This is a genomic window from Limnohabitans sp. T6-5, from assembly GCF_003063315.1.
Classification (GTDB): Bacteria; Pseudomonadota; Gammaproteobacteria; order Burkholderiales; family Burkholderiaceae_C; genus Limnohabitans_A.
Genome location: NZ_NERV01000003.1, coordinates 728,070 through 753,053 on the forward strand (window position 1 = coordinate 728,070; position 24,984 = coordinate 753,053).

Genomic DNA, 24,984 nt, shown 5'->3' on the forward strand with positions numbered 1-24,984 from the left:
CCTGCGGGGCAGGATTGGCTGGTCGGCAAGGCTTGGTCGATCAATCGCATGCCGTCAGTCCTTGCACCAGAGCGCCCAGCACAATGCCGCCCAAAGCCCACAATATGTCGGTGTTGCCGGTGCCCAAGGCCGCAATGGCTGGGCCAGGGCAGACCCCGCTCAGACCCCAGCCCATGCCAAAAATGGCCGAGCCGATGACGGTCTGGCGGTTCCAGCTGGCGGGTTGGGTGAGGAACTGGCCACCCAACAGCGGACGGCCAAACCAACGCGGAAACCCCTTGTAAGCCACCATCGCCAGACCGGCTGCACCGCCCATCACCAGCATCAAGCCCCAGTCCTTGAATCGCAAAAAGCTGATCACGACTTCAGGCTGAACCATGGTGGCCAGTGACAGGCCAAAGCCAAACAGCGCCCCGGCCAGCAAGGTGATCAGTGCTTTGGGAAAGGTGAGGGTGTGCGGGTTCATGCCAGGCTCCAGGCGATCAGGTTGGCGGTCAGAAAGGCTGTGGCCATGAAAGTGAGCACTGCGCCCAGCGAAGGCAGCTGCAACGAGCCCAGCCCGCAAATGCCATGGCCCGATGTGCAACCGTTGCCAAGGCGTGCACCGTAGCCCACCAAAAAACCGCCAATCAAGAGTTGCCAGGCTGGCACGCTGGTGTGCTGTGCTTGACCGCCTGCCAGCGCAAAGCGCCAGACCAAAGCCCCCAGCACCACACCCAGCGCGTAAACCAGCCGCCAGTTGCGGGAGTTGAGAAAGCGGTCTTGCTGAAAAAACGAGCGTTTGAACACGAGGGACCAGCTGCTGGAAAACACGGTGCTCATGCCGCCCACCCAGCCATTGAATACATAAAGCAGCGCCACACCAGCGCCAATGGTCAGGCCGCCCAACAGGTAGTGCTGCCAGCCGAGGGGGAAGAGGGTGTTGATGAGGGTCATGGTTGGGATTATCGGGGTGAATCGCTATGGGCTTTGCTCAAGCAGCTGCCTTGGGCTTTTTATGGATCCGGCCCATTCAAGTCATTGCATTTGTCCTGAATCTGCCGCGTCACAGCTGGGCCTCGTTTGGTCGGTCAAAGTGCGGTGTTTGCGCCATTCGACCTTGAAATGTGAATTTTGATGGTTTGAGTGTTTCCAATTTTCCGCCGGTGCCTACTTTTTAAGCGCGCTCCGCCAGCCCTTGCTGGGTGGGGCTTTGGCGGCTTGTCCCTGTAGTTGTCCACAACTTTGGGCACGGACTTTGGGGACTGTTCTGGGGGTTGTCGGGTGTGTATTTAATTGAGAATGATTCTCGATATAATTGGAGGACTGTCATTTGAGACGTCCCATGAACCTCGATCAAGCCCCTTTGTCCAGCGTTTGGCGTGTCGCGCGCGTGCGAGTTCCTGTGGGGCAAGGTGCTCAGGCTCGGCAGTTGGAGGAGATCGGTTTTTTGCCGGGTGAGCCTGTGTGTGTGATGTCGCGTGGCTTGTTGGGTGGCGATCCGCTGGCGGTGCGGGTGGGCTTGTCCACCTTTGCGCTGCGCCGCGCTGAGGCTCGTTGCATCGAGCTGGAGTCTGTGGATGCGTGAACAACGCCTGTACCTGATGCCACGCGGCACCATGCTGGCATTGGTGGGCAATCCCAATTGCGGTAAAACGGCTTTGTTCAATTTGCTGACGGGCAGCCGCCAGAAGGTGGCCAATTACGCAGGCGTCACCGTTGAGAAAAAAGAGGGTAGTCTGCCCATGCCTGACGGTGCTGCGTTGCGTGTGCTGGATTTGCCGGGTGTTTACAGCCTCTACCCACGTTCGGACGATGAGCGCGTGGCCTGCGATGTGCTCATGGGCAAATCTGCCGGAGAAAAGCGCCCAGATGCTTTGGTCTGCGTGGTGGATGCCACCAACTTGCGTCGTGGTCTGCGCTTGGTGCTGGCGGTCAAGCGCTTGGGCCTGCCGTGTCTGGTCGTGCTCAACATGGCCGATCAAGCGGAAGGCCGGGGCTTGAAGATTGATACCGAAGCGCTGTCTGAGGCCTTGGGCTTGCCGGTGGTGACCAGTGTGGCTGTGCGTCAAGGGGGCGAGGCCGCCATTCGGCAGTGGTTGGTCAAACGGCCTTGGACCCACAGTTCCCCTCTGCCAGGGCGTGTCGAAAGCCCTGAGGTGCAACAGGATGCGGGCCACATTGAGGCCGACCATGTCGTGGTGCAGGACATCTTGCGTCGCTTGCAGCTGGATTCGTTGGTGCCCGATGTGTTGAGCGACCGCATTGACCGCGTGGTGCTGCACCCGTGGATTGGGCCGCTGATTTTGCTGGCCGTCTTGTTTTTGGTGTTTCAGGCGGTGTTTGCCTGGGCTGTATGGCCCATGGACCTGATCAAGTCCGGTACGGACGCGCTGTCGGCGGTGGCCCTGCAGGTGCTGCCCGAGGCCTGGTGGCGCGACCTGCTGGTGCAGGGGTTGCTGGCGGGCATGGGCGGCGTGCTGGTGTTTTTGCCGCAAATCCTGATCTTGTTTTTCTTCATCTTGCTGCTCGAAGAGTCAGGCTATTTGCCGCGCGCGGCGTTTTTGCTGGACCGCATCATGGGCGGGGTGGGGTTGTCGGGGCGTTCGTTCATTCCGCTGCTGTCGAGTTTTGCTTGCGCGGTGCCGGGCATCATGGCCACGCGCACGATTGCCAATCGGCGTGACCGGCTGGTGACGATCCTGATCGCGCCTTTGATGACTTGCTCGGCCCGTTTGCCGGTCTACACCCTGCTGATTTCGGCCTTTGTGCCTGCCAAAACGTGGGGCGGCATGCAGTTGCAAGGGTTGGTTCTCTTGGGTCTGTATCTGGCGGGCATTGCGGGTGGCATGGGTGTGGCCTGGGTGCTCAAGCAGCTCACATGCACGGGGCGCCAGACGCGTCCGCTGATGATGGAGTTGCCGTCTTACCATTGGCCCACGCTGCGCAATCTGGCGCTGGGTTTGTGGCAACGGGCCTGGATTTTCTTGCGCCGCGTAGGCACGGTGATTTTGCTGTTGACCGTGGTGCTGTGGGGGCTCGCCAGTTATCCGGCTGCGCCTGCAGATGCGGTGGGATCAGCCATTGAATACAGCTATGCAGGTCAGATCGGGCGGGCTTTGCAAGTGCTGTTTGCGCCGTTGGGCTTCAACTGGCAGATCAGCGTGGCCCTGCTGACGGGCATGGCTGCCCGCGAAGTGGCCATTGGTGCGCTGGCCACGGTCTATGCCGTGGTGGCGGCCGATGGCGGTGGTGCGGCCACTGCATTGGCACCGGTGCTGGCCGGGCAGTGGAGCCTGGCCACAGGCATGGCACTTTTGGCTTGGTACATCTTTGCACCCCAATGCCTGTCCACGCTGGTGGCCATTTACCGCGAAAGCGGTGGCTGGAAGTTGCCCGCCATCACCGTGCTCTATCAGCTGGCGCTGGCCTATGGCGCGGCCTTCATCACCTTTAGGTTGGTTTCAGTTTGGACCTGATGGCCACAGCACTCAGGCCGAAAACAGCGCAAACAGTTCACTCTTGAAATGAATGCCCAGCCGTGCAAAAGCGCGGTTGCGGTAGGTCTTGACGGTGGGCAGGCCCAAGCCCAGATCCAAGGCAATGCCCTCTTGCGTCATGCCTGTCAGCAGACGGGCGCAGACTTCCCGCTCGCGTGGTGTCAGTGCGGGCTCGAACTGTTGCAGTTGCATGACCCATTCTGAGGTGCTTCGGCGCGCCAGCCGGGGCCGGGTGAGTTCGATTTGTTTTTGCGCCAGAGACAGCAGCGCCGGGGCCAGCGATGCAAAGTCGGACAGCTGGCCGTCACTGAAGGGGTGCTGGTGATCGTGCCGGTAAAAGTTGATCGCAAAAATCGCCGCGTTCTGACGCTGGACGATCGAAACCCGCTCGGCCATGCCATGGGCTTCATACACACGGGCCCGGTGTTGGGCGGGGACTTCGGGGGCCGTGATGTGGCACAGCACCAGGCTGTCTGTTGATTCGTCCTGAGCGGCCAAGGTGCGGTCGCTCAGATAAGGCCCCGACAGGTAGGCGTTCCAGCATTCGCGGGTGGTGTCCGGAATGCCCAGGCTGGCGGACATGAAGCGGGTCGGGTCACAGCCACGCCCAGTCTGGTAAATCGAATAGGAGGCCGCTGGCACCAGGGGCTGCAGGTGCTCGAGCAGCGAGGTTTCAAATGCGTTTTGGCCCATCAGACCGATGAGCCCTGGCAAGACCTGAACGGAATGGTTGGAACAGGAAGGGGTCCACTGACGCATGGGTATAAAGCAAAGAGGGCTGGGGTTTTCCCGTCATCTTAAGGGAGGACAGACAGGCCCTTGAATTGGGAATACCCTAGCGCCATGCTGAACTTGCCAACACCCACACTGAACTTGTTTGCCGATTTGTCCGTCCAGGTGGACAAGCCCCAGGAGGTCGGCCAGACCCACCACGGCGTGCGCCGTTTGATTCCGATTCTGGGCGGGCAGGTGCAGGGGCAGGGTTGGACGGCCCGTGTGTTGCCCGGCGGCGCTGACTTCCAGCTGATCGTGAACGAGCGCATGGCCGAGCTGGACGCCCGCTACACGATCGAGACCGATGGCGGTGATCTGATTTTTGTGCAAAACCGTGCCGTGCGCACCGCCGCGCCCGAGGTGATGGCGCGCTTGGTGCGCGGCGAGCCGGTGCCGCCTGAGTCGGTGTATTTCCGCTGCAGCCCGAGTTTTGAGACAGCTTCGCCCTCACTGCGATGGATCACCGAGCGCCTGTTTGTGGGCACCGGTGCCCGCCACCCGGACCGGGTGGTGATGCGCTTTTTTGAGGTGGCCTGAAGCCCATTTTTTCTTATCCACCCTGATGGGTGTCTTTTTTCCCCTGTCTGAAATACCACATGACCCGAATCGCATTGAATACCGTTGCTTCCCTGGCCCGCCGCCATGCCCTTTTGACTGCAGCATGCACGCTGTGCGCCGTGATGAGCGTGGGTGCGCAAGCACAAACAGCCGCACAGGGCTACCCCAATCGCCCGGTGCGCGTGATCGTGGGCTTTCCGGCTGGCACCGGTCCCGATATCGTGGCGCGTTTGCTGGCGCAAAAGCTGTCCGAGGGCTGGGGCAACATGGGTGTGATCGTGGACAACAAGCCCGGTGCCGGTGGCCTGATCGCTGCCAGCGAAGCGGCCCGCGCCGCGCCCGATGGCTACACCCTGATGCTGGGCGAAACCGGTCAGCTGAGCATCGCGCCCAGCAGCTACAACAAGCTACCTTATGACCCGGCGAAAGACTTTGCCGCCGTCAGCCAGGTGGTCAGCGCCGACTTTGTGCTGCTGGTCAACCCGCAAAAGGTGCCCGCCAAAAACGTCAAAGAGTTTGTGAGCTGGACACAGCAGCAAAAGGGCCTGTTCATGGCCACCTTTGGTGCAGGCACGCCCGGCCACTTTGGCGCTTTCATGTTTGGCGATGCGGTCAAGCTCAAGCCCGAAGCCGTGCACTACAAAAACACCGGCGATGCGTTGGGCGGGCTGTTCAGTGGTGACGTGCAAGGCGTGTTTGCCAGCGTGGGTCTGGCTGCGCCCAACGTCAAGGCGAGCAAGCTGGTGGCTTTGGGCAGCACCGGGGCCACCCGCACGGGCGCACTGCCCGATGTGCCCACCATCAAGGAGCAGGGCTACAGCAACCTGGAGTTCTCGTCGTGGTTTGGCATCGTGGCACCGTCCAAGGTGCCCGCCGACATCCTGGCCAAACTGAGCGCCGACATCCAGAAAGCGGTCAAGTCGCCCGACCTCAAGGCCAAGCTCGAAGAGTCGGGCTTTCGCGTGACGGGCACCAGCCGCGAAGAGTTTGCCCGCACCATCGCGGCCGACACCGTGACCTGGGGCAAGGCTGTAGCGGCCACGGGCTTCAAGGCTGATTGACACGGCCCGTTTTGCATTTACCCCTCTTTCAAGGAGACACACCATGCGTTCCATTTCCATCCACCGAGCCTTTCAGGGCCTGGGCGTTTTGTCTGCGGTCGGCGTGCTGGTCGCTTGCGGCACTTTGCAAAGCACATCGCCTGCCCCTCTGAAAGCGGCCACAGGTGCCAGCTTGCCCAACTGTGAGGCCTTGGCGTCCAAGCTCCAGTTGCCCAACACGCGCATCGAATCGGCGGCTTCTGTGGTTGCGGGCGCAGTGATGCAAGGCGACAAAGCCGTGCCAGCGCACTGCCTTGTGAAAGGCCGCATGCACGAGCGCAAAGGCAGCGATGGGCGTGACTACGCCATTGGCTTTGAGATGCGTTTGCCGGTGGCTTGGAATGGCCGGTTTTATTACCAAGGCAATGGTGGGCTGGATGGGGCGGTGGTGCCCGCTTTAGGCGCTTTGGGCGGTGGACCGCTCACGGGCGCACTTATGCAGGGCTTTGCTGTGATCAGCTCCGACGCTGGGCACAGTGGCCCGCAAACCACGGTGTTCGGTCTGGAGCCACAGGCGCGGCTGGACTACGGCTATCAGGCCGTGGAAAAACTCACGCCCATGGCCAAGCAGCTGATTGCCGGGGCTTACGGCAAAGGGCCTGACCGCTCGTACATCGGCGGCTGCTCCAACGGCGGGCGTCACGCCATGGTGGCGGCAGCGCGTGTGGGTGAGCAATACGACGGCTATCTGGTCGGCGCTCCTGGCTACCGCCTGCCTTATGCGGCGCTGGCGCAAATCTGGGGTGCCCAGCAGTGGGCACCGCTGGCCACACCCGGTGCCACGGTGAAGAACCCGCTCAACCCCAATGGCACCTTGCCCGATCTGGCCAGTGCCTTCACCTCGCAAGAGCGCCAGACTGTGGCCAAAGCGATTGCTGATAAATGTGATGCCCTTGACGGCGCGAAAGACGGCATGGTGCAGGCCACACAGGCTTGCCAGGCGGCTTTCAACGTGAAGACCGATGTGGCCACCTGCACGGGTGAGCGCAACGGCGCTTGTTTGACCTCTGCACAAAAAGACGTGGTGGCCCGCGTGTTTGGTGGCGCGCACACGGCGGACGGCCAGCGCATTTACGCCAGCTTCCCTTACGACACGGGCGTGGCCGGGGCCAACTGGGGCACCTGGAAGTTTGTCGACTCGTTGATCCGTGATCCGCTGGCCATTGGCACCATCTTCAGCGTGCCGCCTGCGCCACTCAAGCCGCTGGATGAAAACGTCAGCCAGCGCTTGGCCATGTTCTCGGCCACCAACGACAGCTACCGCGAATCGGGCTGGTCGCTGATGACACCGCCCGGAGAGGCCAACCCCGCCAACATGGCCGCTTTGCGTGCGCGGGGAGCCAAGGTGGTGATGTACCACGGCGTGAGCGATGCGATCTTTTCGGCCGAAGACACCCGCCAGTGGGTGGAGCGCCTGAGCCGCGCCAACGCCAATCCGGGTTCGGACTTGGCCCGCTACTTCCCGGTGCCCGGCATGAACCATTGCAGCATGGGCCCGGCCGCTGACCAGTTTGATTTGCTCGGTCCGCTGGTGCAATGGGTGGAGCAAGGCGTGGCACCGCAGGCCGTGGTGGCCAGTGTGCGCGGCGCGGGTAATGCGGGTGGTGTGAACACCGAGCTGCCTGCCGACTGGTCTGCGAAGCGTACCCGTCCGTTGTGCGCCTACCCCACGGTGGCCACTTACAAAGGCAGCGGTTCGCTGGAAGACGCCAGCAACTTCTCGTGCAAGTGAATAACCCTACGAACAGCCGTCATAAGGAATGTCATCCATGCAAAAACTGAAATTGAATACGACGTTGATCCTGGGCGCGCTGTTGTCTGCCAGTGGTGCGGCTTGGGCGCAGACCTCGGACTGCGCCGCTTTTGCGGCCACAGCCTTGCCAGGCATGACCCTCAAAACCGAAGCTGTGGCGGGTGACAGCACGCGCCCGCCGGGTGCTTCAGCAGGCCCCACACTGGTGGCGCATTGCAAGGTGAACGGCAAGATGGCCGAGCGCATGGGCCAGGACGGCAAGCCGTACCACATCGGCTTTGAGCTGCGCTTGCCCACCGCCTGGAACGGCCGCTTTTTGTACCAGGGCGGTGGCGGCAACGACGGCGTGGTGCGCCCTGCCGTGGGGCCGCAAGCCGCACCTGGCTATGCGCTCAACCGCGGCTTCGCCGTGGTCACGACCGATGCCGGGCACCAAGGGCCCACGGCCGATTTCGGTTTTGACCCCATCGCCCGGACCGACAATGCCTACAACGCGCACGACAAGGTGGCGGTGACGGCCAAAGAGCTGATCCGGCGCTTCTACAGCAAGCCCGCTGATAAGTCTTACTTCATCGGCTGCTCGGGTGGTGGGCGTCAGGCCATGATGTTCACCCAGCGCTTTCCGAGTTACTTTGACGGTGTGATCGCCATGGCCCCGGCCATGCGCGTGTCCAAGGGCGCAACCATTGCGGCGACCTGGGACACGCAAGCGCTGCAGGCCATTGCGCCCAAAGGCGCAGACGGCCAACCGGTGCTCAGTCAGGCGCTGTCGGATGGCGATCTGGCCTTGGTGCGCAAAGGCGTTCTGGACGCGTGCGACGCCCAGGATGGTGTGGCCGATGGCCTGGTGTCGAACCCTGCGGCCTGCAAATTCGATGTGGCGGCCTTGCAGTGCAAGGGCCCGAAAGACGACAGTTGCCTGGCCCCCGCGCAAGTGGGTGCGCTGAAGAAGATGTTCACAGGGCCTAAGAACTCGGCTGGCCAGCCGCTGTATTTCTCTTGGCCTTGGGATGCGGGCATTGGCTACCCCCAAAACGACTGGCGCATGTGGAAGCTGGGCAATTCGCCCACGGGCAAGGCCAATTCGCGCCATGTGTTCCTGATGGAAGACGCGCTGCAGGGCTACTTTGTCACGCCGCCCGACCGCAGCCTGAGTATTTACAAGTTTGACTTTGACCGGGACCCACAGCGCATGGATGCGCATGCGTGGATCTTCAACACGGCCGACGATGCCAAGTTGACGGGTTACCAGGCGCGTGGTGGCAAGCTGATGTTCATCCACGGCATGGCCGACCCGATCTTCTCGGCCGACGAGATGGTGGACTACTACCAGCGCCTGACGGCCCAGAACGGCCCGAAGACGAATGAGTTTGCGCGCCTCTTCCTGGTGCCTGGCATGGGCCACTGTGCAGGCGGCGCGGCCACTGACAGCATCGATGGTCTGGGCAGCCTGGTGGACTGGGTTGAAAAAGGCCAGGCCCCCCAAAGCGTGCCCGCCAGCGGCACAGCGGTGTACCCGGGCCGCACACGCCCGCTGTGCGCCTACCCGCAATACGCGCACTACAAAGGCACAGGCAACCCTGAGGATGCAAGCAACTTCAGCTGCCGGTGACGTGGGCGCTTGGGTTTTGCCTGCGTAGGAGCCCACCCTGTGGGCGATGGTTCGGGTATCGCCATGCCACGCCCATCGCGCACGGGGTGCGCTCCTACAAAAACATCCTCGGCTCGTTGCAGCCCACCGCGTCGGCGCTGGCTTTTCTCCTTGTAGGAGCCCACCCCGTGGGCGACAGGCGAGGCACACGCGCCTGAAATATCCACGAAAAATTCAACCATCACGGGGCCGGATCAACGAGACAAGCCCCCGGATTGATGCGGCAGGTCCGCTGGTCGCTCCTTCAGGAACCGATTCGTGGGCACAGCAAGGGTTTGTACTGAATTAATTTTCGGACGGATTGTCCGACAATTATTTTCAATGAACACCACCGAACTTGACCGCCCCCAGGCCACGCCGAAGTCGGCCAGCGGGTCCCTGAACCTGCCTGCCTTGGTGGCCTGGCTGGCTCCGCGTGTGCCGGGTGCGGACGCGCAATTGCGCGCTGAGCGCATGGACGGCGGTCAATCCAACCCGTCGTGGTTGCTGCACGGGGCAGGGCAGTCGTGGGTGCTCAGGGCCAAGCCCGCACCTGCGGCCGAGTTGTTGCCGTCGGCCCATGCCATCGAGCGCGAATACCGCATCCTGCAGGCGCTGGCCAGCACCGATGTGCCGGTGCCGCGCGTGCGGGCGCTGTGCGAAGACGAGTCGGTCATCGGCGTGGCGTTTTACGTGATGGACTTTGTGCAGGGCCGCATCTTTCGCGATGCCACCTTGCCCGAAGTGCCCGCTGCCGAGCGCAGCGCCTACTTCATGGCGGCCAACCGCGTGCTGGCTGCCTTGCACCAGGTGGACTGGCGGCAGCTGGGTTTGCAGGACTTTGGCCGACACGAGGGCTATTACAGCCGCTTGATCCGCCGCTGGACGCAGCAGTACCAGGCCACGCGCCAAGCACCCGTGCCCGCGATGGAGCAGCTGATCGCCTGGTTGCCGCAGCACATCCCGGCCGGGGCCGATGGCGCAGAGCACACCTGCATCACGCACGGCGACTACCGCATGGAAAACCTGATGTTCCACCCCACACGCCCGGAAGTGGTGGCGGTGCTGGACTGGGAACTGTGCACGCTGGGCCACCCTTTGAGTGACCTGTCGTACAGCGCCTTGGCGTGGCACATGCCCGCAGGCATTTTGCGCGGCTACGGTGACCAGAACCTGCCTGCGCTGGGCCTGCCCGCCGAGCAAGACTACGTGGCCAGTTATGCCGAGCGCATGGGGCTGGACACGCAGGCCGTACTGAAAGACTGGCCGTTTTACCTGGCCTTCAACCTGTTTCGCCTGAGCGCCATCCTGCAAGGCATTGGGCAGCGCGAGCGCGAAGGCACGGCGTCCAACGCCACGGCCAAAGAGATTGCCGCCATGGCCGAGCCGGTGGCGCAGTGGGGCTGGGCCATCGCCCAAGACCAGCCTTTGCCTTGATCGTTTTCTGGCCCCGGATTTTCAAACCCCAAAGGAGACAAACATGAAACCATTGAACAGCCCTGTGACTCGCCGATTGAGCCTCAGCACCTTGCTGGTCAGCTTCTTGGGTATGGCCTTTGCTGTGCCCGCCAGTGCGCAAGAGGGCGCACCCGCCAAGATCATCGTAGGCTTCCCGGCCGGTGGCTCGTTTGACGCGATCGCCCGTCTGATTGCCGACAAAGCCAAGACCGAGCTGAACCGCCCCATCGTGGTGGACAACAAGGCTGGTGCCGGTGGCCGCATTGCGGTGGATGCGCTCAAGGCTTCGCCTGCAGATGGCAGCGTGGTCATGTTGGGCCCTGACGCCCTGACGGCTTTGTACCCCTTCACCTTCAAAAAGCTGAACTACGACCCCAAGAAAGACATCGTGCCGATTGGCACCGCGGCTGAGTTCGCTTTCAGTTTTGCTGTGGGCACAGCCCCCAAGGTCAATACCTGGGCAGAGTACGTGACGTGGGCCAAGGCCAATCCCAAGGATGCCAATTTCGGCATTCCCGCATTGGGCGCACCGCACCACTTCTTTGGCATCCTGCTGGGCAACGCCATCAACGTGCCCATGCAGCATGTGCCCTTCCAGGGCAGTGCCCCGATCAACCTGGCCCTGATGGGCGGTCAGATCAGCTCGTCCATCGATGTGGCCAGCAGCCAGGTGGAAAACCACAAGGCTGGCAAGATCAAGATGCTGGCGGTGTCCACCGAGCAGCGCATCCCGCAGGCCCCCGATGTGCCCACCTTCACCGAGCTGGGCTTTCCGGCCATCAGTGGTGCTGGTTTCAACGCGCTGTATGCGCCTGCAGGCACACCCGCCAATGCAGTGGACGCCTGGAACAAGGCCTTGGCCAAGGTCATGGCCATGCCCGATGTGAAGGACAAGCTGGTCGCCATGGGTTACCTGCCGGTGGGCAAGTCCACCCAGGAGCTGATCGACCGCCAGAACGCGTCCATCAAGAAATGGGAGCCAGTCATCAAGGCTTCGGGCTTCACGGCCGACTGATCCAGTGGCTGTCCAGGCGCCATGCGACCGCGTGGCTCCTACAATGCGCCATCTCTTTTTTGTGCCGACCCGATGATGGACATTCCCAAACTGCAGATGACCCCCGCTTACCGCGTGGTGTCGGACGATTTGCGCCAGCGCATTGTGCGCGGGGAGGTCCAGGCCGGGCAGGCCTTTCCAACCGAGGCTGACCTGGCCACGCGCTTTGGGGTGCACCGATCCACCATTCGCGAAGGCTTGCGCCAGCTGGAGCAAGACGGTTTGCTCCAGCGCGTGGGCAAGCGTCTGGTGGTGACCATTCCGAAGCACGCTGACCTGGCCCACGCGGCCGAGCGGGCCTTGCGCATGCATCAAGTCAGCTACCGCGATGTCTGGGAAGTTGCGTCAACGCTGGAGCCCATGTGCGCCAGCTTGGCGGCCGAACGCATCAACGACGAAGAATTGGCGCAGCTCGAACGCAATTTGGAACACACCGCAGTGTTGGTGCAAAGCGGTCAGTCGCCCATCACGGCCACCATCGAGTTCCAGTCACTGATCGCGGAGGCCACGCACAACCAGGCCTTGTTGCTGGCGCGTGCACCCGTGAGTTTGCTGATGCGCTCGGGCTATGCGGCCATTGCGCCTGCATTGCCCCAGTCAGGCGCCCGCTTGCTGGAAGCGCACCGCCATGTGTACGACGCGCTCAAGCAAGGCGATGCCGAATCGGCTGTGGCCTGGACCCGCAAGCATTTGATGGACCACAAGCGGGGGTTCGAATTTGCCGGGCTGGACTTTGATTCGCCCATTCCCGAGTCCGCCTGAAGACAGCGGGCACCCCGGGTCTGGCAGGGTCTCAGCCCTGCGCGCCGATCAAATAATCGACCTTGCCCACTTCCACACCGTTGTGCCGCAGGATGGCGTAGGCCGTGGTGATGTGGAAGTACATATTGGGCAGCATCCAGCCCGTCAGGTAGTCCTGTCCAGTCATGGTGCGGGTTTTGCCCGGACCTGCAGGGAAGGTGATTTCTTTGTCTTCGGTGCCGTCCAGCGCAGCAGCAGGCACGGTGGCAATGAAAGCCAGGGTTTTTTGGATGCGTTCTTGCAACTGGGCCAGCGTGGTTTCGGTGTCGTCGAACTTGGGCGCTTCCACGCCTGAAATGCGGGCCACGCCGTTTTTGACTGCGTCGCAGGCGATCAGCACCTGGCGGGTGAAAGGGAACATGTCAGGCGCCAGGCGGTAAGTGGTCAGCGCTGTGGGGTCGATCTTTTTGGCTTCGACAAACTGCTCGGCTTTGGCCAGGATGTGGCTCAGGTTGGTGAGCATGCGGGTGCACACGGGCAAGCTGGCGCTGGACATGGAAAGGGTCATGGAAGTCTCCTGTTGGAAATGAAGGGTCAGGCACAAGGTCAGGCATTCGCCACGGGCAGGGCGCGCACGGGCTCGCCAATGGCGTAGAAGTTGCCGCCTGCCACATGGTGCAGGCTGCGCAGCTCGGGCGGGGCGTCTTCAAAGTGCCAGCGGCCTTCGGTGAAAACGCGTTCGTCGGCCCAGGCGGCGATCACCTCGGCCAGGATCAAATCGTGTGGACCTGCCACATGGGCGGTGGCGGGCAGCACGCGGCATTCGAGTTGCGCGATGCAGCCTTGCACCAGCGGCACGCCGGTGTGTGGTGCGGCCAGGGTGCTGATCTGGCAGCGGGCCAATTTGTCTGCGTGGTTCTTGCCGCTCATGCCGCCAGCGGCCATGACCTGGTCTTTCATGGCCACGGTGGGCACATTGATGCTCAGCACGCCCGAGGCGTCGATCAGCTCGCGGGTCAGCGTGGCCTTGTCGATGACGACTGCGATCTTGGGCGTGTCAAAGTCCAGCGGCATGGCCCAGGCGGCGGCCATCACATTGCTGCGGCCTGCATGCTGGCTGCCCACCAACACCGTGGGCCCGTGGTTGAGCAGGCGGTAGGCATGTTTCAGGTCAACGGTTTGCATGGGATGTCAACGGGCCTCGGGGGAGAGGCCGGAGCGCTCTTTTTGGTATTGGTCGTAACGCGGCAAGCCATTGCTGGGCGCAGCACCGGTGCCGACCGCCTTGGTTTTTTCCTGGGCGCGGATTTCTTCGTACACGGCTTGTGTCGAGACCAGGCCACAGCCCGTCAAGCCGGTCAGCAGCGTCAGGGTGAAAAGTGTCTTGGCAGTCATTTGCGTGTGTTGAATTTTTGCCAATATTGAAATTCGTCTTCGCGGATTTCGTATTCCAGGTCTTCCACGCGCATGAGCATGCGCTCTTTGGCGTCGCTCAGCGCGCGGTTGTAGATGCAGGGGCCGATTTCTTCGAGCACAAAGCCGAGCAGGGCGCCGGCAGAAATGTTGCCGATGCGTTGCTCGAAGTTGGCTTCAAAGTAGCGCTCAATGCTGGCAATGGCCTGGGCGCGGTCTTCTTTGCTCAGCTCAATGGGCATGGTGCCGAGGGCGTCAAGCCAATTCGGCGATCAATTCGATCTCGACGCAGGCACCCATCGGGATTTGCGCCACGCCAAAAGCGCTGCGGGCGTGGGCGCCGACTTGCGGGCCAAACACCTGGCCCAGCAATTCGCTGCAGCCGTTGGTCACCAGGTGCTGCTCGGTGAAGTCGCCGGTTGAGTTGACCAGGCTCATCACCTTGACGATGCGCTTGACCTTGTTCAGGTCGCCCACGGCGGCGTGCAGGGTGCCCATCAGGTCAATGGCCACAGCACGGGCCGCTTGTTGGCCTTCGGCTGTGCCGATGTCTTTGCCCAGCTGACCGGCCCAGACCTTGCCGTCTTTTTTGGCAATGTGGCCGGACAAGAAGACCAAATTGCCGCTTTGCATGAAGGGCACATAGGCCGCAGCGGGCACAGCCACCGGAGGCAGTTCGATGTTCAGGGATTTGAGGGTGTCGTAAACGCTCATGGCAAGGGGTCGTTTCAAGTTGAAAAGTAAGAGTTCAGCAGGCGCTGAAAAGACAGAAAACAGGCCAGATTGTCGCCGAAGCGCCGCCAGCATTTGACCTTGTGGCTTTGGCACACAACGGGGATGTGGCGCTGTGATGGTGTAGGTCGGTACTCGAAGAGTCCGATATTGTCGAATTGCCCCACAGAGACAGACACGGGCATGGGCGGCAAGCGAGCGCATGTCGGGGTCTTCGACCACCGACCTACAAGACGGCAGGAGCCCTGGTTCGGGATGTGGCGCTGTGATGGTGTAGGTCGGTACTCGAAGAGTCCGACGTTGACGGCTTGATCCATAGAGCCCGACACGGGGCATGGACGGTAAACGTGCCCGTGCCGAGGATGCCGTGAATTTCACCCGTCCATCGGCGCCACGGTGACCGCCACTTCCAGCGTGTGTTCGCCGCCGCCTTGCAGCACGCCGCGCAGGGGCGAGACATCGGCAAAATCGCGGCCCACGGCCAGCCGCACATAGTCCAGGCCGGGGCTGGCCAGGCCGCATCGGTTGTTGGTCGGGTCCAGATCGAGCCAGCCCTGGCAGGCGTGGCTGGCCAGCTCGGGCAGATACACGGAGGCCCAGGCGTGCGAGGCATCGCTGCCTATCAAACGGGCTTGACCGGGCGGCGGCTGGGTCAGCAGGTAGCCGCTCACGTAACGGGCGGGCAGGCCCAGCGATCGCAGGCAGGCCAGCAGGATGTGTGCAAAGTCCTGGCAGACGCCGCGCTTGGCCTGCAGGGCTTCGAGCGCCGGGGTGTTGATGTCGGTGCTTTGCGAGGCGTAGGTGAAGTCGCGGTGCATGCGCGCCGTCAGGTCTTGCGCGGCTTGCATCAAGGGGCGATCGGGTGAAAAGCTGCTTTGTGCGTAGGCCGCAAAGGCTTCGTGCACGGGCGCATGGTGTGAGCCAAAGACAAAGCCGTTGTTCACGTCGGCCGGATGCCCGCCCCGGTAGCGCAAATGCTCGCGCACCGATTCCCAGCTTTGAGATGACGTGGCGGGTTCAATCACTGAGGTGTTCAGTTCGCTGTAGGCGCGCACCAGCAAGCCGTCGTGCGGGTGGGTCAAGGCCCAATAGGCGCGGTGGTTGCAATAGGCGTCCACACTGTGGTGCACGTACGCTGGGGGCTCCACATGCAGGTGGTGGTTGAGCACCTGCTGGCAGGGTGAGTTGGCCGGTTGCAGGTGCGCCACATGCTGCGCGGTTTGCACGGCCGGGCTGTAGCTGTATCGGGTTTCGTGGGTGATGGCCAGACGCATGGGAACAATCGATCAAGCGCCAAAGCTGAAACGGGCTTCACCGCTGTGGGTGAAAAACAGCGCGCACAGCTGGTCGGACACCTGCCGTGCGGCGCTTTGGCAATGCCCCAAAGCCGCATGCAAGGGCAGGGGCTGGGCCGAGCCCATGAAGTGGGCATCGGGCGCACTGTACAGAGGCCACAAGGCTTCGGGCGTGAGGTCCACCAAACGCGGCACCAAACCTGCCAGCGGCACGGTGGCGCCATCGGCCAGATTGCCCATGCGCAGCAGGCGCGAACGCAAAGTGTGCGCCACCCAGCCCAGGGCGCGGGGGTTGTCGGGGTTGGTGACCAGCAGGTCCATCAGGGCCTGTGGCGTGCGGCTTTGCTGGTATTGCGCGTGGAAGCTGATGGTGCTGTCAAACAGGTCCAGCACCGCATCAAAGCCCGCTTGCTCGCCAATCAGGCCGCCTTGCACGGCTTCGCTCAGAGCGCTCGACAAAAACTCCAGCCGCTCGATGTGGCGGCCAATCGACAAGAGGCGCCAGCCATCGTCGCGCGTCATGCGGTCGGTTTGCGCCCCAGTGAGCGCTGCCAGCATCTGACTGGTTTCGCCCAGCAGGGCTTGCACTTCCACCGTGTCTTGCGAGTTGTCGCTGGCCACCGAGTTGAAAAAGCGCGATTCGGCTTGCTCCAGCAGCCGCCAGTGTTCGGGCGACAGGCGCTCGCGCACCGAAGAGGCGGCCAGCCGCACCGAGCGCAGGTTAAAACCCACGCTGGTGGCCAAGGTCTTGTCCCAAAGCCCAGCGATCAGCGAACGCTCAAACACGCGGTGCGACAGCGCGGCGGCAGGCACACCCGGGCGCACCAGGCCGTGGCGCGTGGCCATGCGGGTGATGAAGTTCAAAAGCAGTGGCTGGTTCTGGTTTTCGCTGTTCAAAATCTCCAGACTCATGCGCACCAGACGCAAGGTGTTTTCGGTGCGCTCGGTGTAACGACCCATCCAGAACAGGTTTTCTGCGGCGCGGCTTGTGACCAGGCGCTGGCGCTGGGCCAGTATCTGGGCCGAGGGCTGTGCCGACTCGGCTTGGGGCGGCTTTGCTTCGCTGGCCGCAGTGGGCTCAGGCGGGGCGGCCGTGGCGGGCGCGACCGTGTCGTTTGCAGGTGCGGCCGATGCGCTCTGCACCCACACATCGGCGCTGCTGCCGCCGCGTTGCATGGAGGCAATGCCATCGCGCGTGCCCAAGCGGGCCAGGCCGCCGGGCAAAACTTGCCAGCCGCCTTGCGCGTCGGCCACGGCAAAGACGCGCAGCACCACCGGACGCGACTCGATCCGGGCCTGGCCGCCGGGCGGTGTTTGCCAGGTGGGCTGGTGCGACAGCGGCAAGCACGACTGCAAGGTGTGGGCGTCCGGGTCACGCAAGATGCGCCCGGCCCATTCGTCTTGCTCGCGGCGGCTGAGCTGGTGACCGAGCACCGGCTCGAAGCTTTGGCGGTCGGTGTTGTAGGGGTAGGTGGGCTTGATCACGCAACTCTGGATGCGTGGCAGCACGTCTTGCAAGGCCGCCGCTTCGCCGCACCACCAGCTGGGGATGGCGGGCAGTTGCAGCTCTTCGTTCAGCAGCGCACGCGCCAAGGAGGGCATGAAGCCCAAGAGCGCGTTCGATTCCAGAAAACCCGAGCCGGGCGTGTTGGCCACCAGCAGGTTGCCGCTGCGCACCGCTTGCAAGAGGCCGGGCACGCCCAGCGTCGATTCGGCGCGCAGCTCCAGCGGGTCGAGCCAGTCGTCGTCCACCCGCTTCAAGAGCCCGTGCACCGGCTGCAGGCCTTGCAAGGTCTTGAGGTAAAGCCGTTCATCGCGCACCGTCAGGTCGTTGCCTTGCACCAGACTCAGGCCCAGATAGCGGGCCAGGTAGGCGTGCTCGAAATAGGTTTCGTTGTAGGGGCCGGGCGTGAGCAGGGCGATGTGGGCCGAGGCCCCAGCTGGGCTGCGCGCCTTGATGCCGTCGATCAGCGTGCGGTAGGTCTCGGCTAGGCGCTGCACCGGAAAGCCTTCAAAGGCTTGCGGAAAAAGCCGCGAGACGATGAGCCGGTTTTCGAGCAGGTAGCCCAGGCCCGAAGGCGCTTGGGTGCGCTGCGACAGGAGCCACCAGCAGCCGTCCGGCCCGCGTGCCAGGTCAAACGCGGCCAGCGACAAATAGCGGCCCCCCACAGGCGGCACGCCGTGCATGGCACTCAGGTAAGCGGGGTGGCCCTGGATGAGCGCCGCAGGCAATTGCCCGCTCAGCACCAGGTTTTGCGGGCCATAGGCGTCGGCCATGATGCGTTCGAGCAGCTGCATGCGCTGCAGCACGCCCGCTTCGATCTGCTGCCAATTGGCCTCGGGCACCATGAGTGGGAACAGGTCGAGTGACCAGGGGCGCTGCGGTTGGTCGGCGGCGGCATACACGTTGTAGGTGATGCCGTTGTCACGCACCTGGCGCTGCAAATTGCCCATGCGGGCGTTCAGCCCGTCCGGGCCTTCGGCGCCCAGATGCTGGATGAAGGTTTGCCATGCCGCGCTCATGCAGGTGGCTGGGGCCTGCGTGTGGGTCAGTCCGCGCAGTTCGTCCCAGTGGCCCTCGGGCGCGGCCAGCGCCTGGTGCGTCAGCCAGTTCATGGCTTGCGCGTCCAGGGGCTGGGGTGTGCCGTGGCGGGATTCATTCATTCAACCATTGTCGCTCAGGCATTGCGCAGATCCAGTGTGTACGGGAACTCAGGACTGGCGTGCAGCGTGGCGTTGGGGCGCAGTGCAGCCAGCTGTTTCATCGCCCCAGGTGTATGCCCCATGCGGAAGAAACGCGCCAAGCGGCGGCTTTCGGCCTCGTAGGCGTTGACCGGGAAGCTGTCGTAACTGCGGCCACCGGGGTGAACGACGTGGTACTGGCAGCCGCCCAGAGACCGCTTCATCCAGGTGTCCACCAGGTCCACCGTCAGCGGCGCGTGCACGCCAATGCTCGGGTGCAGCGACGAAGGCGGGTTCCAGGCTTTGTAACGGACGCTGGCCACGTACTCGCCCACCACGCCCGTGGGCTGCAAGGGCAGAGGCTTACCGTTGACTGTGACGGTGTGGCGCGACGGGTTCATGCCGGTCACATGCACCTCGATGCGTTCCAGCGACGAATCCACATAACGGGCGGTGCCGCCTGCGCCGCTTTCTTCGCCCATGACGTGCCAGGGCTCCAGTGCATTGCGCAGGGTGACCACCGCACCGTCGACCCGGATTTGCCCCACCAGCGGGAAACGGAACTCAAAATGCGGCGCAAACCAGCTGGGGTCAAAGTGGAAGCCCGCATCGCCCAGCTCGGTGAGCACGTCGTCAAAGTCCTTGTGGATCCAGTGCGGCAGCATGAAGCGGTCGTGCAGCTCGGTGCCCCAGCGCGTCACGGGCGCTGAATACGGCTCGTCCCAGAAGCGGGCCACCAGCGCACGCAGCAAGAGTTGCTGCACGATGCTCATGCGCTCGTGCGGTGGCATCTCGAAAGCGCGCAGCTCCAGTAGGCCCAGCCGTCCGGTGCTGCTGTCGGGTGAATACATCTTGTCGATGCAAAACTCGCTGCGGTGGGTGTTGCCGGTCACGTCGACCAGGATGTTGCGCAGGGTGCGGTCGACCACCCAAGGTGCCATGTCGGTCCCGTATTTTTGGCGGTTGCGGGTGATCTCGCGCAGCGCGATCTCCAGCTCATAGACCTGGTCATTGCGCGCCTCGTCCACACGCGGTGCCTGGCTGGTCGGGCCGATGAACATGCCGCTGAACAAATAACTCAGGCTCGGGTGGTTGTGCCAGTACAGCACCAAGCTGGCCAGCAACTCGGGGCGGCGCAAGAAGGGGCTGTCGGCGGGCGTGGCCCCGCCCATCACCATGTGGTTGCCGCCGCCCGTGCCCGTGTGGCGGCCGTCGGTCATGAACTTTTCAGCAGACAGGCGCGTCTCGAAAGCGGCTTTGTACAAAAACTCGGTGTGCTCGACCAACTCTTTCCAGTTGTGGGCCGGGTGGATGTTGACCTCGATCACACCCGGGTCGGGCGTGACCTGCAGCAGTTTGAGGCGCGGATCGCGTGGCGGTGGGTAGCCTTCGAGCACGATCTTCATGCCCAGCTTCAGCGCTGTGGCTTCGACCGCGCTCAACAGCGCCAGGTAGTCTTCCAGGCGGGCCAAGGGCGGCATGAAGACATACAGCACGCCCGACTTCTCGCCCTTGGCCATGGCCTCGGCTTCGACTTGGGGGCCGTTGGCGCGCTGGGGGTCACGCACTTCCACGCACAGGGCTGTGCGCACCACAGACGGGTCGGACTCGAATTTGACAGGCGCGGCGGCTTTCACCGCTGCGCTGGCGTGGCGCGCTTGCAGCGTGATGGGGGCGGCAGGCAATGCTGTCCGGGGGGCAAAAGGGTCCTGTTCGATTTGGTGCCAGCGGTCGGTGGGCGCCGCCCACGGCAGCGAGTCCAGCGGCAGTCGCCAACCCATGGGGGAGTCACCTGGCATGAGGTACATGCGCTCGTCGCGCACGAACCAAGGGCCGGTTTGCCATGACGTCCCCGTCAGCTCAGGCGAGGCCGTTTCGACAGGCTGAATGGGCAGCACAAAACCTATTGCCTGGTCCAAGCCCTTGCTGAAAATACGGCGCAAGCGGTTGCGCTCCATCTCGTCGTCCAGCCGTGCATCAAACGGGTCCACGTTCACGGGCAATCGGCGTTCACGCCACAGGTAGTACCAGGTGTCCTCGTAGCCCGGCAGCACGGTGTCTGCGCTCAAGCCCAGATGCGCCGTGAGCCCTTGCATGAAGCGCTTAGCGTCGGCGCTGGTGTAGTGGCTGGGTTCGCGTTCGTCGGCAAACACCTCGGGGTTTTGCCAGCAGGGCGTGCCATCGGCACGCCAGTAAATGCTCAGTGCCCAGCGCGGCAGTTGCTCGCCCGGGTACCACTTGCCTTGGCCAAAGTGCAAAAAACCACCCTGGCCGTATTGCTGGCGCAGCTTGTGCACCAGCTCGGTGGCCAGGCCACGCTTGGTTGGGCCTAGGGCGTCGGTGTTCCACTCTGCACCATCGCGGTCTTGGGTCGACACAAAGGTGGGCTCGCCGCCCATGGTCAGGCGCACGTCTTGAGCTACCAACTGCGCATCGACTTGTTCACCCAGCGTGAGCACATCTGCCCATTGCTCGTCGCTGTAGGGCTTGGTCACGCGGGGCGACTCGTGGATGCGCGTCACGCTCATCTCGTGGTGGAACTCGACCTCGGCTTCGTCCATCAGGCCCTCAATGGGGGCGGCGGCCGAAGGTTGGGGTGTGCAGGCCAGCGGGATGTGGCCTTCGCCCGCCAGAAGGCCGGAGGTCGGGTCCAGCCCCACCCAGCCCGCGCCCGGCAAATACACCTCGCACCAGGCGTGCAGGTCGGTGAAGTCGACTTCGGTGCCGCTCGGGCCATCGAGCGATTTCACATCCGGGGCCAGCTGGATCAGGTAGCCGGAGACAAAGCGGGCCGCGATGTTCATGTGGCGAAACAGCTGCACCAAGAGCCAGGCTGAGTCGCGGCAGGAGCCACTTTTCAGGGTCAGGGTTTCCTCGGCCGTTTGCACACCGGGTTCCATGCGGATGGTGTAGCGGATGTCTTGGTGCAAGCGCTGGTTGATCTGCACCAAAAAGTCGATGGTGCGCTGGCGCTTGCGGTCCATGCTGGCCAGGTATTTCTTGAACAGCGGGGTTTTGTGGTCTTTGTCCAGATACGACTGCAGCTCTTCCCGCACGGTGTCCGAGTACTTGAAGGGCACTTCTTCGGCCGATGGTTCCAGAAAGAAGTCAAAGGGGTTGAACACGGCCATTTCGGTGACCACGTCCACCGTGACCTTGAAAGCGGTGGTTTTTTTCGGGAAGACCAGCCGCGCCTGGTAGTTGGCAAAAGCGTCTTGCTGCCAGTTGATGAAATGCTCTGCGGGCTCGACCTTGAGGCTGTAGCTCAGGATACGGCTGCGGCTGTGCGGCGCAGGGCGCAGGCGAATCACCTGGGGGCCGAGCTGCACGGGGCGGTCGTATTCGTAATGGGTAACGTGATGCAGGGCAACGTGTATCGACATATCTCGTTCAGCGCAACAGGGGCTGCACGCATGACAAATGCAGCTTGGGCTTTCTAAACTAGCAAGACACGCGCCAGCCTGGGGTTTTGAAACATGCAGGCCAAACAACGCAAGGCGCAGCACACAGCCAATTCAGGGAGGCTGCCGATGAAGACAAGACCGAACCGGGCATGGCCCCGCACGCGCATGGGCCGCCTTGCAGGGTGTCCATGAACTGGGCGCAACGCTTGTGGCCTTGCCTCTTGGCGTGGTGTGTGGGCTTGGCGCTGCAATTGCAACAAGCGGCGCTGTGGCCCACGGGCGCTTACCTGGGCATGGCCGCCTTGGCTGCGCTCTGGGTGTGGGGGCTCTCCCGGGCCGGGCATGGGCGCTGGCTGGCTGAGGGGACGCGGCTGGGGCTCATGGTGTTGGCTTGGGGTGGGCTGTCGTTCGCCTGCACAGGGCTGCATGCCGTGTCCAAAGTGGTCAGCACAAACAGCGATTGGGAAGGTCATGACCTGGATCTGGTGGGCGTGGTGCAGGCCATGCCACAAAGGCAAGAACAGGGTTGGCGTTTTCGTTTTCAGGTGGAAGATGCTCGCCGGGCCGGTGTTGCTGTCGTCGTGCCTGAGCAGCTGTATCTGGGCTGGTATGGCAAGGAGGGCGTGAGCGACAGTGGCTGGCGTTTGTCGCCCCTGCCTGAGCCTGTGCTGGCGGGGGAGCGTTGGCGCCTGCGGGCGCGGCTCAAGGCCCCGCATGGGCATTTGAATCCTCGGGGTTTTGACTACGAACTCTGGTTATGGGAGCAAGGCGTGGGCGCCACCGCTTATGTGCGCACCGGTGCCACCGACCCGCCGCCACAGCGCCTGGCGCAGACCTGGACGCACCCGGTGGAGTGGTGGCGGCAATCGGTGCGTGACCGTTTGCTGCTGCGTTTGTCGGCCTGGGGTGAGGGGGCCTGGGGTGGGGGGGCCGCCCCCGGGCCCAACCTGGCGGGCATTGTGGCGGCCCTGGTCACGGGCGATCAGGCCGCGATTGACCGCAGCGACTGGGATGTGTTTCGTGCCACGGGCGTGGCCCACCTCATGAGCATTTCCGGTTTGCATGTGACCATGTTTGCCTGGTTGGCGGCAGTCACCGTGGGCTGGTGCTGGCGCATGTCGGCGCTGTGGGGCTTTCAAGGGGCTTTGCGCTGGCCTGCAGCCCATGTGGGTGCCTGGGCCGGGTTGGTGCTGGCGGCTTTGTATGCCTTGTTCAGTGGCTGGGGCGTGCCTGCGCAGCGCACTTTGTGGATGCTGGCGGTGGTGGTCGTGCTTCGGGTGTCGGCACGGCAGTGGCCAGTGGGCCTGATCTGGCTGCTGGCGGGGGTGGTGGTGCTCACCATCGATCCCTGGGCCTTGTTGCAAGCAGGTTTCTGGCTGAGTTTTGTGGCGGTGGGCGTCTTGTTGGCCAGCACAGGTCACGATGGCCATGCCCCGCCTGAAGTACCAGGACAGGATGCTTGGGATGCACCAAAAGGCGGCACCAAGGGGGTGCCCTTTTGGGTAATGCACCAAGGGGGTGCCGGGCTGGTCAAGCAGCTCCGAACCTGGGTTTGCGGCCCTGCCTTGACCCGTGTGCTGGGCCTGTTGCGCGAACAAGGCGTGGTCACTGTGGCCTTGGCGCCTTTGACTTTGTTGTTTTTCGGGCAACTCTCCCTGGTGGGTTTGCTGGCCAATTTGGTGGCCATTCCCTGGGTGACTTTGCTGATCACCCCCTTGGCCATGCTGGGACTGGTCTGGCCGGGGGCGTGGGTTTGGGCTGCGGTGTGTTTGCAGCCCTTGGTGGTCTGGCTGTCCTGGCTGGCTACTTGGCCGCAGGCCAGTGTGAGCACGGCCATGCCGCCCTGGGGCCTGGCTGTGCTGGCGCTGGTGGGGGCGGTGGTCTGGGTGTTGCCTGCGCCCCGGTCTTTGAAAGTGCTGAGTGTGCCGCTGTTTTGGCCGGTCTTGTTTTGGGCGTCCCCCCGACCTGTGGTGGGCAGCTTTGAGCTGCTGGCGGCCGATGTGGGGCAGGGCAACGCCGTCTTGGTGCGCACCGCTCACCACAGCCTGTTGTACGACGCAGGGCCCCAGTATTCGACCGAAAGTGATGCGGGCCACCGCGTGTTGGTGCCCTTGCTGTCGCAAATGGGGGAGCGGCTGGATCGCCTGGTGCTCAGCCACCGCGACAGTGACCACACAGGGGGTGCCCGAGCCATTTTGGCCATGCAGCCACAGGCGGATCTGTGGACGTCGCTCGAAGACGAGCACCCTTTGCACCGCTTGCGCGGCACCTGGACACGCTGCCAGGCTGGCCAGTCCTGGGTCTGGGATGGCGTGCGTTTTGAGGTGCTGCATCCACCGTCACCCAGCATGGGGGCCAAAGACGGACGGGACGGGCCTGTGCAAGACCGCCAGTCTCTGGGCAAACCCAACGCCGTCAGCTGTGTGCTGCGCATCTCGGATGCCCACGCCTCGGCCTTGTTGGCCGGTGACATCGAGTCGCCCCAGGAGTTGAGGCTGGTCGAGGCGGGCTTGTCCAAGGTGGATGTGCTGCTGGTGCCTCACCACGGCAGCAAAACCTCGTCGAGTCCGCCGTTCTTGCAGACCTTGCAGCCCCGGCTGGCGCTGGTGCAGGCCGGTTACCGCAACCGCTTCGGGCACCCCGCAGCGCCAGTGGTGGCGCGCTACGACAGCCTGCACATCAGGGTGGTGGACAGCGCCCATTGCGGTGCGGCCACCTGGCGCAGCGATGCGCCTGAACAAGTGCTGTGCGAGCGGGAACGATCGCGCCGGTACTGGCACCACCTGCCGCCCTGAGCGGCGCCATGTCGGGGTCTTCGACCGCCGACCTGCGAAGGAGCCGCATCCTGTAGGTCTGCACTCGCAGAGTCCGACATCTGCCGTGCTTCATGGCGTGAGGGTTGACCCCCAAA

The 24,984-nt window shown here is 63.3% G+C and carries 21 protein-coding genes; 10 read left to right on the forward strand and 11 right to left on the reverse strand.

Features of this window, described 5'->3' with window-relative positions; genetic code table 11:
* Positions 1-40: 40 nt before the first annotated feature.
* Both B9Z51_RS15080 and B9Z51_RS15085 read right to left on the reverse strand, forming a co-directional pair.
* On the reverse strand, positions 41-466 hold the full coding sequence (locus B9Z51_RS15080; protein WP_108375912.1) for a DUF6691 family protein: 426 nt from the start codon (positions 464-466) through the stop codon (positions 41-43).
* Positions 463-936, reverse strand: a complete 474-nt coding sequence (locus B9Z51_RS15085) for a YeeE/YedE family protein (protein WP_108375913.1) — start codon at positions 934-936, stop codon at positions 463-465. Before B9Z51_RS15085 ends, B9Z51_RS15080 begins: the two co-directional genes overlap by 4 nt.
* A 388-nt stretch (positions 937-1,324) precedes the next feature.
* Here B9Z51_RS15085 and B9Z51_RS15090 point away from each other — a divergent pair, with 388 nt between their 5' ends.
* Positions 1,325-1,567 carry a FeoA family protein gene (locus tag B9Z51_RS15090; protein ID WP_108375914.1) on the forward strand — a complete coding sequence of 81 codons (243 nt, stop codon included), beginning with the start codon at positions 1,325-1,327 and terminating at the stop codon, positions 1,565-1,567.
* Positions 1,560-3,458 carry a ferrous iron transporter B gene (locus tag B9Z51_RS15095; protein ID WP_108375915.1) on the forward strand — a complete coding sequence of 633 codons (1,899 nt, stop codon included), beginning with the start codon at positions 1,560-1,562 and terminating at the stop codon, positions 3,456-3,458. Before B9Z51_RS15090 ends, B9Z51_RS15095 begins: the two co-directional genes overlap by 8 nt.
* Before the next feature lie 12 nt (positions 3,459-3,470).
* Here the strand turns inward: B9Z51_RS15095 and B9Z51_RS15100 are convergent, their stop codons facing one another.
* Complete coding sequence (locus tag B9Z51_RS15100; RefSeq protein ID WP_108375916.1) at positions 3,471-4,238, reverse strand: helix-turn-helix transcriptional regulator; 768 nt, start codon at positions 4,236-4,238, stop codon at positions 3,471-3,473.
* 84 nt (positions 4,239-4,322) lie between these two features.
* Between B9Z51_RS15100 and B9Z51_RS15105 the strand changes: the two genes are divergently transcribed.
* The 7 genes from B9Z51_RS15105 (at position 4,323) to B9Z51_RS15135 (ending at position 12,568) form a co-directional block, all read left to right on the forward strand.
* On the forward strand, positions 4,323-4,790 hold the full coding sequence (locus tag B9Z51_RS15105; protein ID WP_108375917.1) for a DUF3237 domain-containing protein: 468 nt from the start codon (positions 4,323-4,325) through the stop codon (positions 4,788-4,790).
* Between the two features lie 59 nt (positions 4,791-4,849).
* The gene (locus B9Z51_RS15110; protein ID WP_199227547.1) at positions 4,850-5,872 is read left to right on the forward strand and encodes a tripartite tricarboxylate transporter substrate binding protein; all 1,023 of its coding nucleotides are present in this window, start codon (positions 4,850-4,852) and stop codon (positions 5,870-5,872) included.
* A 43-nt stretch (positions 5,873-5,915) separates the two neighbouring features.
* Entirely contained in the window at positions 5,916-7,643 is a 1,728-nt protein-coding gene (locus B9Z51_RS15115; protein WP_108375918.1) for a tannase/feruloyl esterase family alpha/beta hydrolase, read from the forward strand.
* A 37-nt stretch (positions 7,644-7,680) separates the two neighbouring features.
* On the forward strand, positions 7,681-9,276 hold the full coding sequence (locus B9Z51_RS15120) for a tannase/feruloyl esterase family alpha/beta hydrolase (protein WP_233254982.1): 1,596 nt from the start codon (positions 7,681-7,683) through the stop codon (positions 9,274-9,276).
* A gap of 360 nt (positions 9,277-9,636) precedes the next feature.
* The gene (locus tag B9Z51_RS15125; protein ID WP_108375920.1) at positions 9,637-10,731 is read left to right on the forward strand and encodes a phosphotransferase family protein; all 1,095 of its coding nucleotides are present in this window, start codon (positions 9,637-9,639) and stop codon (positions 10,729-10,731) included.
* Between the two features lie 43 nt (positions 10,732-10,774).
* Positions 10,775-11,767 carry a Bug family tripartite tricarboxylate transporter substrate binding protein gene (locus B9Z51_RS15130; RefSeq protein WP_233254983.1) on the forward strand — a complete coding sequence of 331 codons (993 nt, stop codon included), beginning with the start codon at positions 10,775-10,777 and terminating at the stop codon, positions 11,765-11,767.
* Positions 11,768-11,842: 75 nt separating this feature from the next.
* Entirely contained in the window at positions 11,843-12,568 is a 726-nt protein-coding gene (locus B9Z51_RS15135) for a FadR/GntR family transcriptional regulator (protein ID WP_158272907.1), read from the forward strand.
* Between the two features lie 31 nt (positions 12,569-12,599).
* Here the strand turns inward: B9Z51_RS15135 and B9Z51_RS15140 are convergent, their stop codons facing one another.
* The 8 genes from B9Z51_RS15140 to B9Z51_RS15175 all read right to left on the reverse strand — a co-directional run bounded on the left by B9Z51_RS15140 (position 12,600) and on the right by B9Z51_RS15175 (position 22,052).
* A complete protein-coding gene (locus B9Z51_RS15140) occupies positions 12,600-13,115 on the reverse strand; it encodes a DUF1993 family protein (RefSeq protein WP_199227548.1) in 516 nt (171 codons plus the stop codon).
* A gap of 38 nt (positions 13,116-13,153) precedes the next feature.
* Positions 13,154-13,732 carry a flavin reductase family protein gene (locus B9Z51_RS15145; protein ID WP_108375922.1) on the reverse strand — a complete coding sequence of 193 codons (579 nt, stop codon included), beginning with the start codon at positions 13,730-13,732 and terminating at the stop codon, positions 13,154-13,156.
* 6 nt (positions 13,733-13,738) lie between these two features.
* Positions 13,739-13,942 carry a hypothetical protein gene (locus B9Z51_RS15150; protein WP_108375923.1) on the reverse strand — a complete coding sequence of 68 codons (204 nt, stop codon included), beginning with the start codon at positions 13,940-13,942 and terminating at the stop codon, positions 13,739-13,741.
* Positions 13,939-14,202: a DUF2164 domain-containing protein gene (locus B9Z51_RS15155; RefSeq protein ID WP_108375924.1), complete on the reverse strand. Its 264-nt coding sequence runs from the start codon at positions 14,200-14,202 to the stop codon at positions 13,939-13,941. The genes B9Z51_RS15150 and B9Z51_RS15155 overlap by 4 nt, the downstream gene beginning before the upstream one ends.
* Positions 14,203-14,215: 13 nt before the next feature.
* Complete coding sequence (locus B9Z51_RS15160) at positions 14,216-14,674, reverse strand: RidA family protein (protein ID WP_108375925.1); 459 nt, start codon at positions 14,672-14,674, stop codon at positions 14,216-14,218.
* 392 nt (positions 14,675-15,066) lie between these two features.
* Positions 15,067-15,966, reverse strand: coding sequence for a transglutaminase family protein (locus B9Z51_RS15165; protein ID WP_108375926.1), 900 nt, complete (start codon positions 15,964-15,966; stop codon positions 15,067-15,069).
* A gap of 12 nt (positions 15,967-15,978) precedes the next feature.
* The gene (locus B9Z51_RS15170; protein ID WP_108375927.1) at positions 15,979-18,651 is read right to left on the reverse strand and encodes a circularly permuted type 2 ATP-grasp protein; all 2,673 of its coding nucleotides are present in this window, start codon (positions 18,649-18,651) and stop codon (positions 15,979-15,981) included.
* Between the two features lie 14 nt (positions 18,652-18,665).
* Positions 18,666-22,052, reverse strand: a complete 3,387-nt coding sequence (locus tag B9Z51_RS15175; RefSeq protein WP_108375928.1) for a DUF2126 domain-containing protein — start codon at positions 22,050-22,052, stop codon at positions 18,666-18,668.
* A gap of 209 nt (positions 22,053-22,261) precedes the next feature.
* Here B9Z51_RS15175 and B9Z51_RS15180 point away from each other — a divergent pair, with 209 nt between their 5' ends.
* Positions 22,262-24,868 (forward strand): DNA internalization-related competence protein ComEC/Rec2, encoded by a 2,607-nt coding sequence (locus tag B9Z51_RS15180; RefSeq protein WP_108376057.1) that lies wholly within the window; start codon positions 22,262-22,264, stop codon positions 24,866-24,868.
* Positions 24,869-24,984 lie beyond the last annotated feature (116 nt).

Bases quoted from the DNA above. Each gene is read 5' to 3' on its own strand.
- B9Z51_RS15175 (WP_108375928.1), bottom strand. From the start codon at position 22,052: ATGTCGATACACGTTGCCCTGCATCACGTTACCCATTACGAATACGAC.
- B9Z51_RS15090 (WP_108375914.1), top strand. From the start codon at position 1,325: ATGAACCTCGATCAAGCCCCTTTGTCCAGCGTTTGGCGTGTCGCGCGC.
- B9Z51_RS15135 (WP_158272907.1), top strand. From the start codon at position 11,843: ATGGACATTCCCAAACTGCAGATGACCCCCGCTTACCGCGTGGTGTCG.
- B9Z51_RS15150 (WP_108375923.1), bottom strand. From the start codon at position 13,942: ATGACTGCCAAGACACTTTTCACCCTGACGCTGCTGACCGGCTTGACG.
- B9Z51_RS15165 (WP_108375926.1), bottom strand. From the start codon at position 15,966: ATGCGTCTGGCCATCACCCACGAAACCCGATACAGCTACAGCCCGGCC.
- B9Z51_RS15130 (WP_233254983.1), top strand. From the start codon at position 10,775: ATGAAACCATTGAACAGCCCTGTGACTCGCCGATTGAGCCTCAGCACC.
- B9Z51_RS15155 (WP_108375924.1), bottom strand. From the start codon at position 14,202: ATGCCCATTGAGCTGAGCAAAGAAGACCGCGCCCAGGCCATTGCCAGC.
- B9Z51_RS15140 (WP_199227548.1), bottom strand. From the start codon at position 13,115: ATGACCCTTTCCATGTCCAGCGCCAGCTTGCCCGTGTGCACCCGCATG.
- B9Z51_RS15180 (WP_108376057.1), top strand. From the start codon at position 22,262: ATGAACTGGGCGCAACGCTTGTGGCCTTGCCTCTTGGCGTGGTGTGTG.
- B9Z51_RS15145 (WP_108375922.1), bottom strand. From the start codon at position 13,732: ATGCAAACCGTTGACCTGAAACATGCCTACCGCCTGCTCAACCACGGG.
- B9Z51_RS15110 (WP_199227547.1), top strand. From the start codon at position 4,850: ATGACCCGAATCGCATTGAATACCGTTGCTTCCCTGGCCCGCCGCCAT.
- B9Z51_RS15120 (WP_233254982.1), top strand. From the start codon at position 7,681: ATGCAAAAACTGAAATTGAATACGACGTTGATCCTGGGCGCGCTGTTG.
- B9Z51_RS15160 (WP_108375925.1), bottom strand. From the start codon at position 14,674: ATGAGCGTTTACGACACCCTCAAATCCCTGAACATCGAACTGCCTCCG.
- B9Z51_RS15105 (WP_108375917.1), top strand. From the start codon at position 4,323: ATGCTGAACTTGCCAACACCCACACTGAACTTGTTTGCCGATTTGTCC.
- B9Z51_RS15170 (WP_108375927.1), bottom strand. From the start codon at position 18,651: ATGAATGAATCCCGCCACGGCACACCCCAGCCCCTGGACGCGCAAGCC.
- B9Z51_RS15085 (WP_108375913.1), bottom strand. From the start codon at position 936: ATGACCCTCATCAACACCCTCTTCCCCCTCGGCTGGCAGCACTACCTG.
- B9Z51_RS15080 (WP_108375912.1), bottom strand. From the start codon at position 466: ATGAACCCGCACACCCTCACCTTTCCCAAAGCACTGATCACCTTGCTG.
- B9Z51_RS15115 (WP_108375918.1), top strand. From the start codon at position 5,916: ATGCGTTCCATTTCCATCCACCGAGCCTTTCAGGGCCTGGGCGTTTTG.
- B9Z51_RS15125 (WP_108375920.1), top strand. From the start codon at position 9,637: ATGAACACCACCGAACTTGACCGCCCCCAGGCCACGCCGAAGTCGGCC.
- B9Z51_RS15100 (WP_108375916.1), bottom strand. From the start codon at position 4,238: ATGCGTCAGTGGACCCCTTCCTGTTCCAACCATTCCGTTCAGGTCTTG.
- B9Z51_RS15095 (WP_108375915.1), top strand. From the start codon at position 1,560: ATGCGTGAACAACGCCTGTACCTGATGCCACGCGGCACCATGCTGGCA.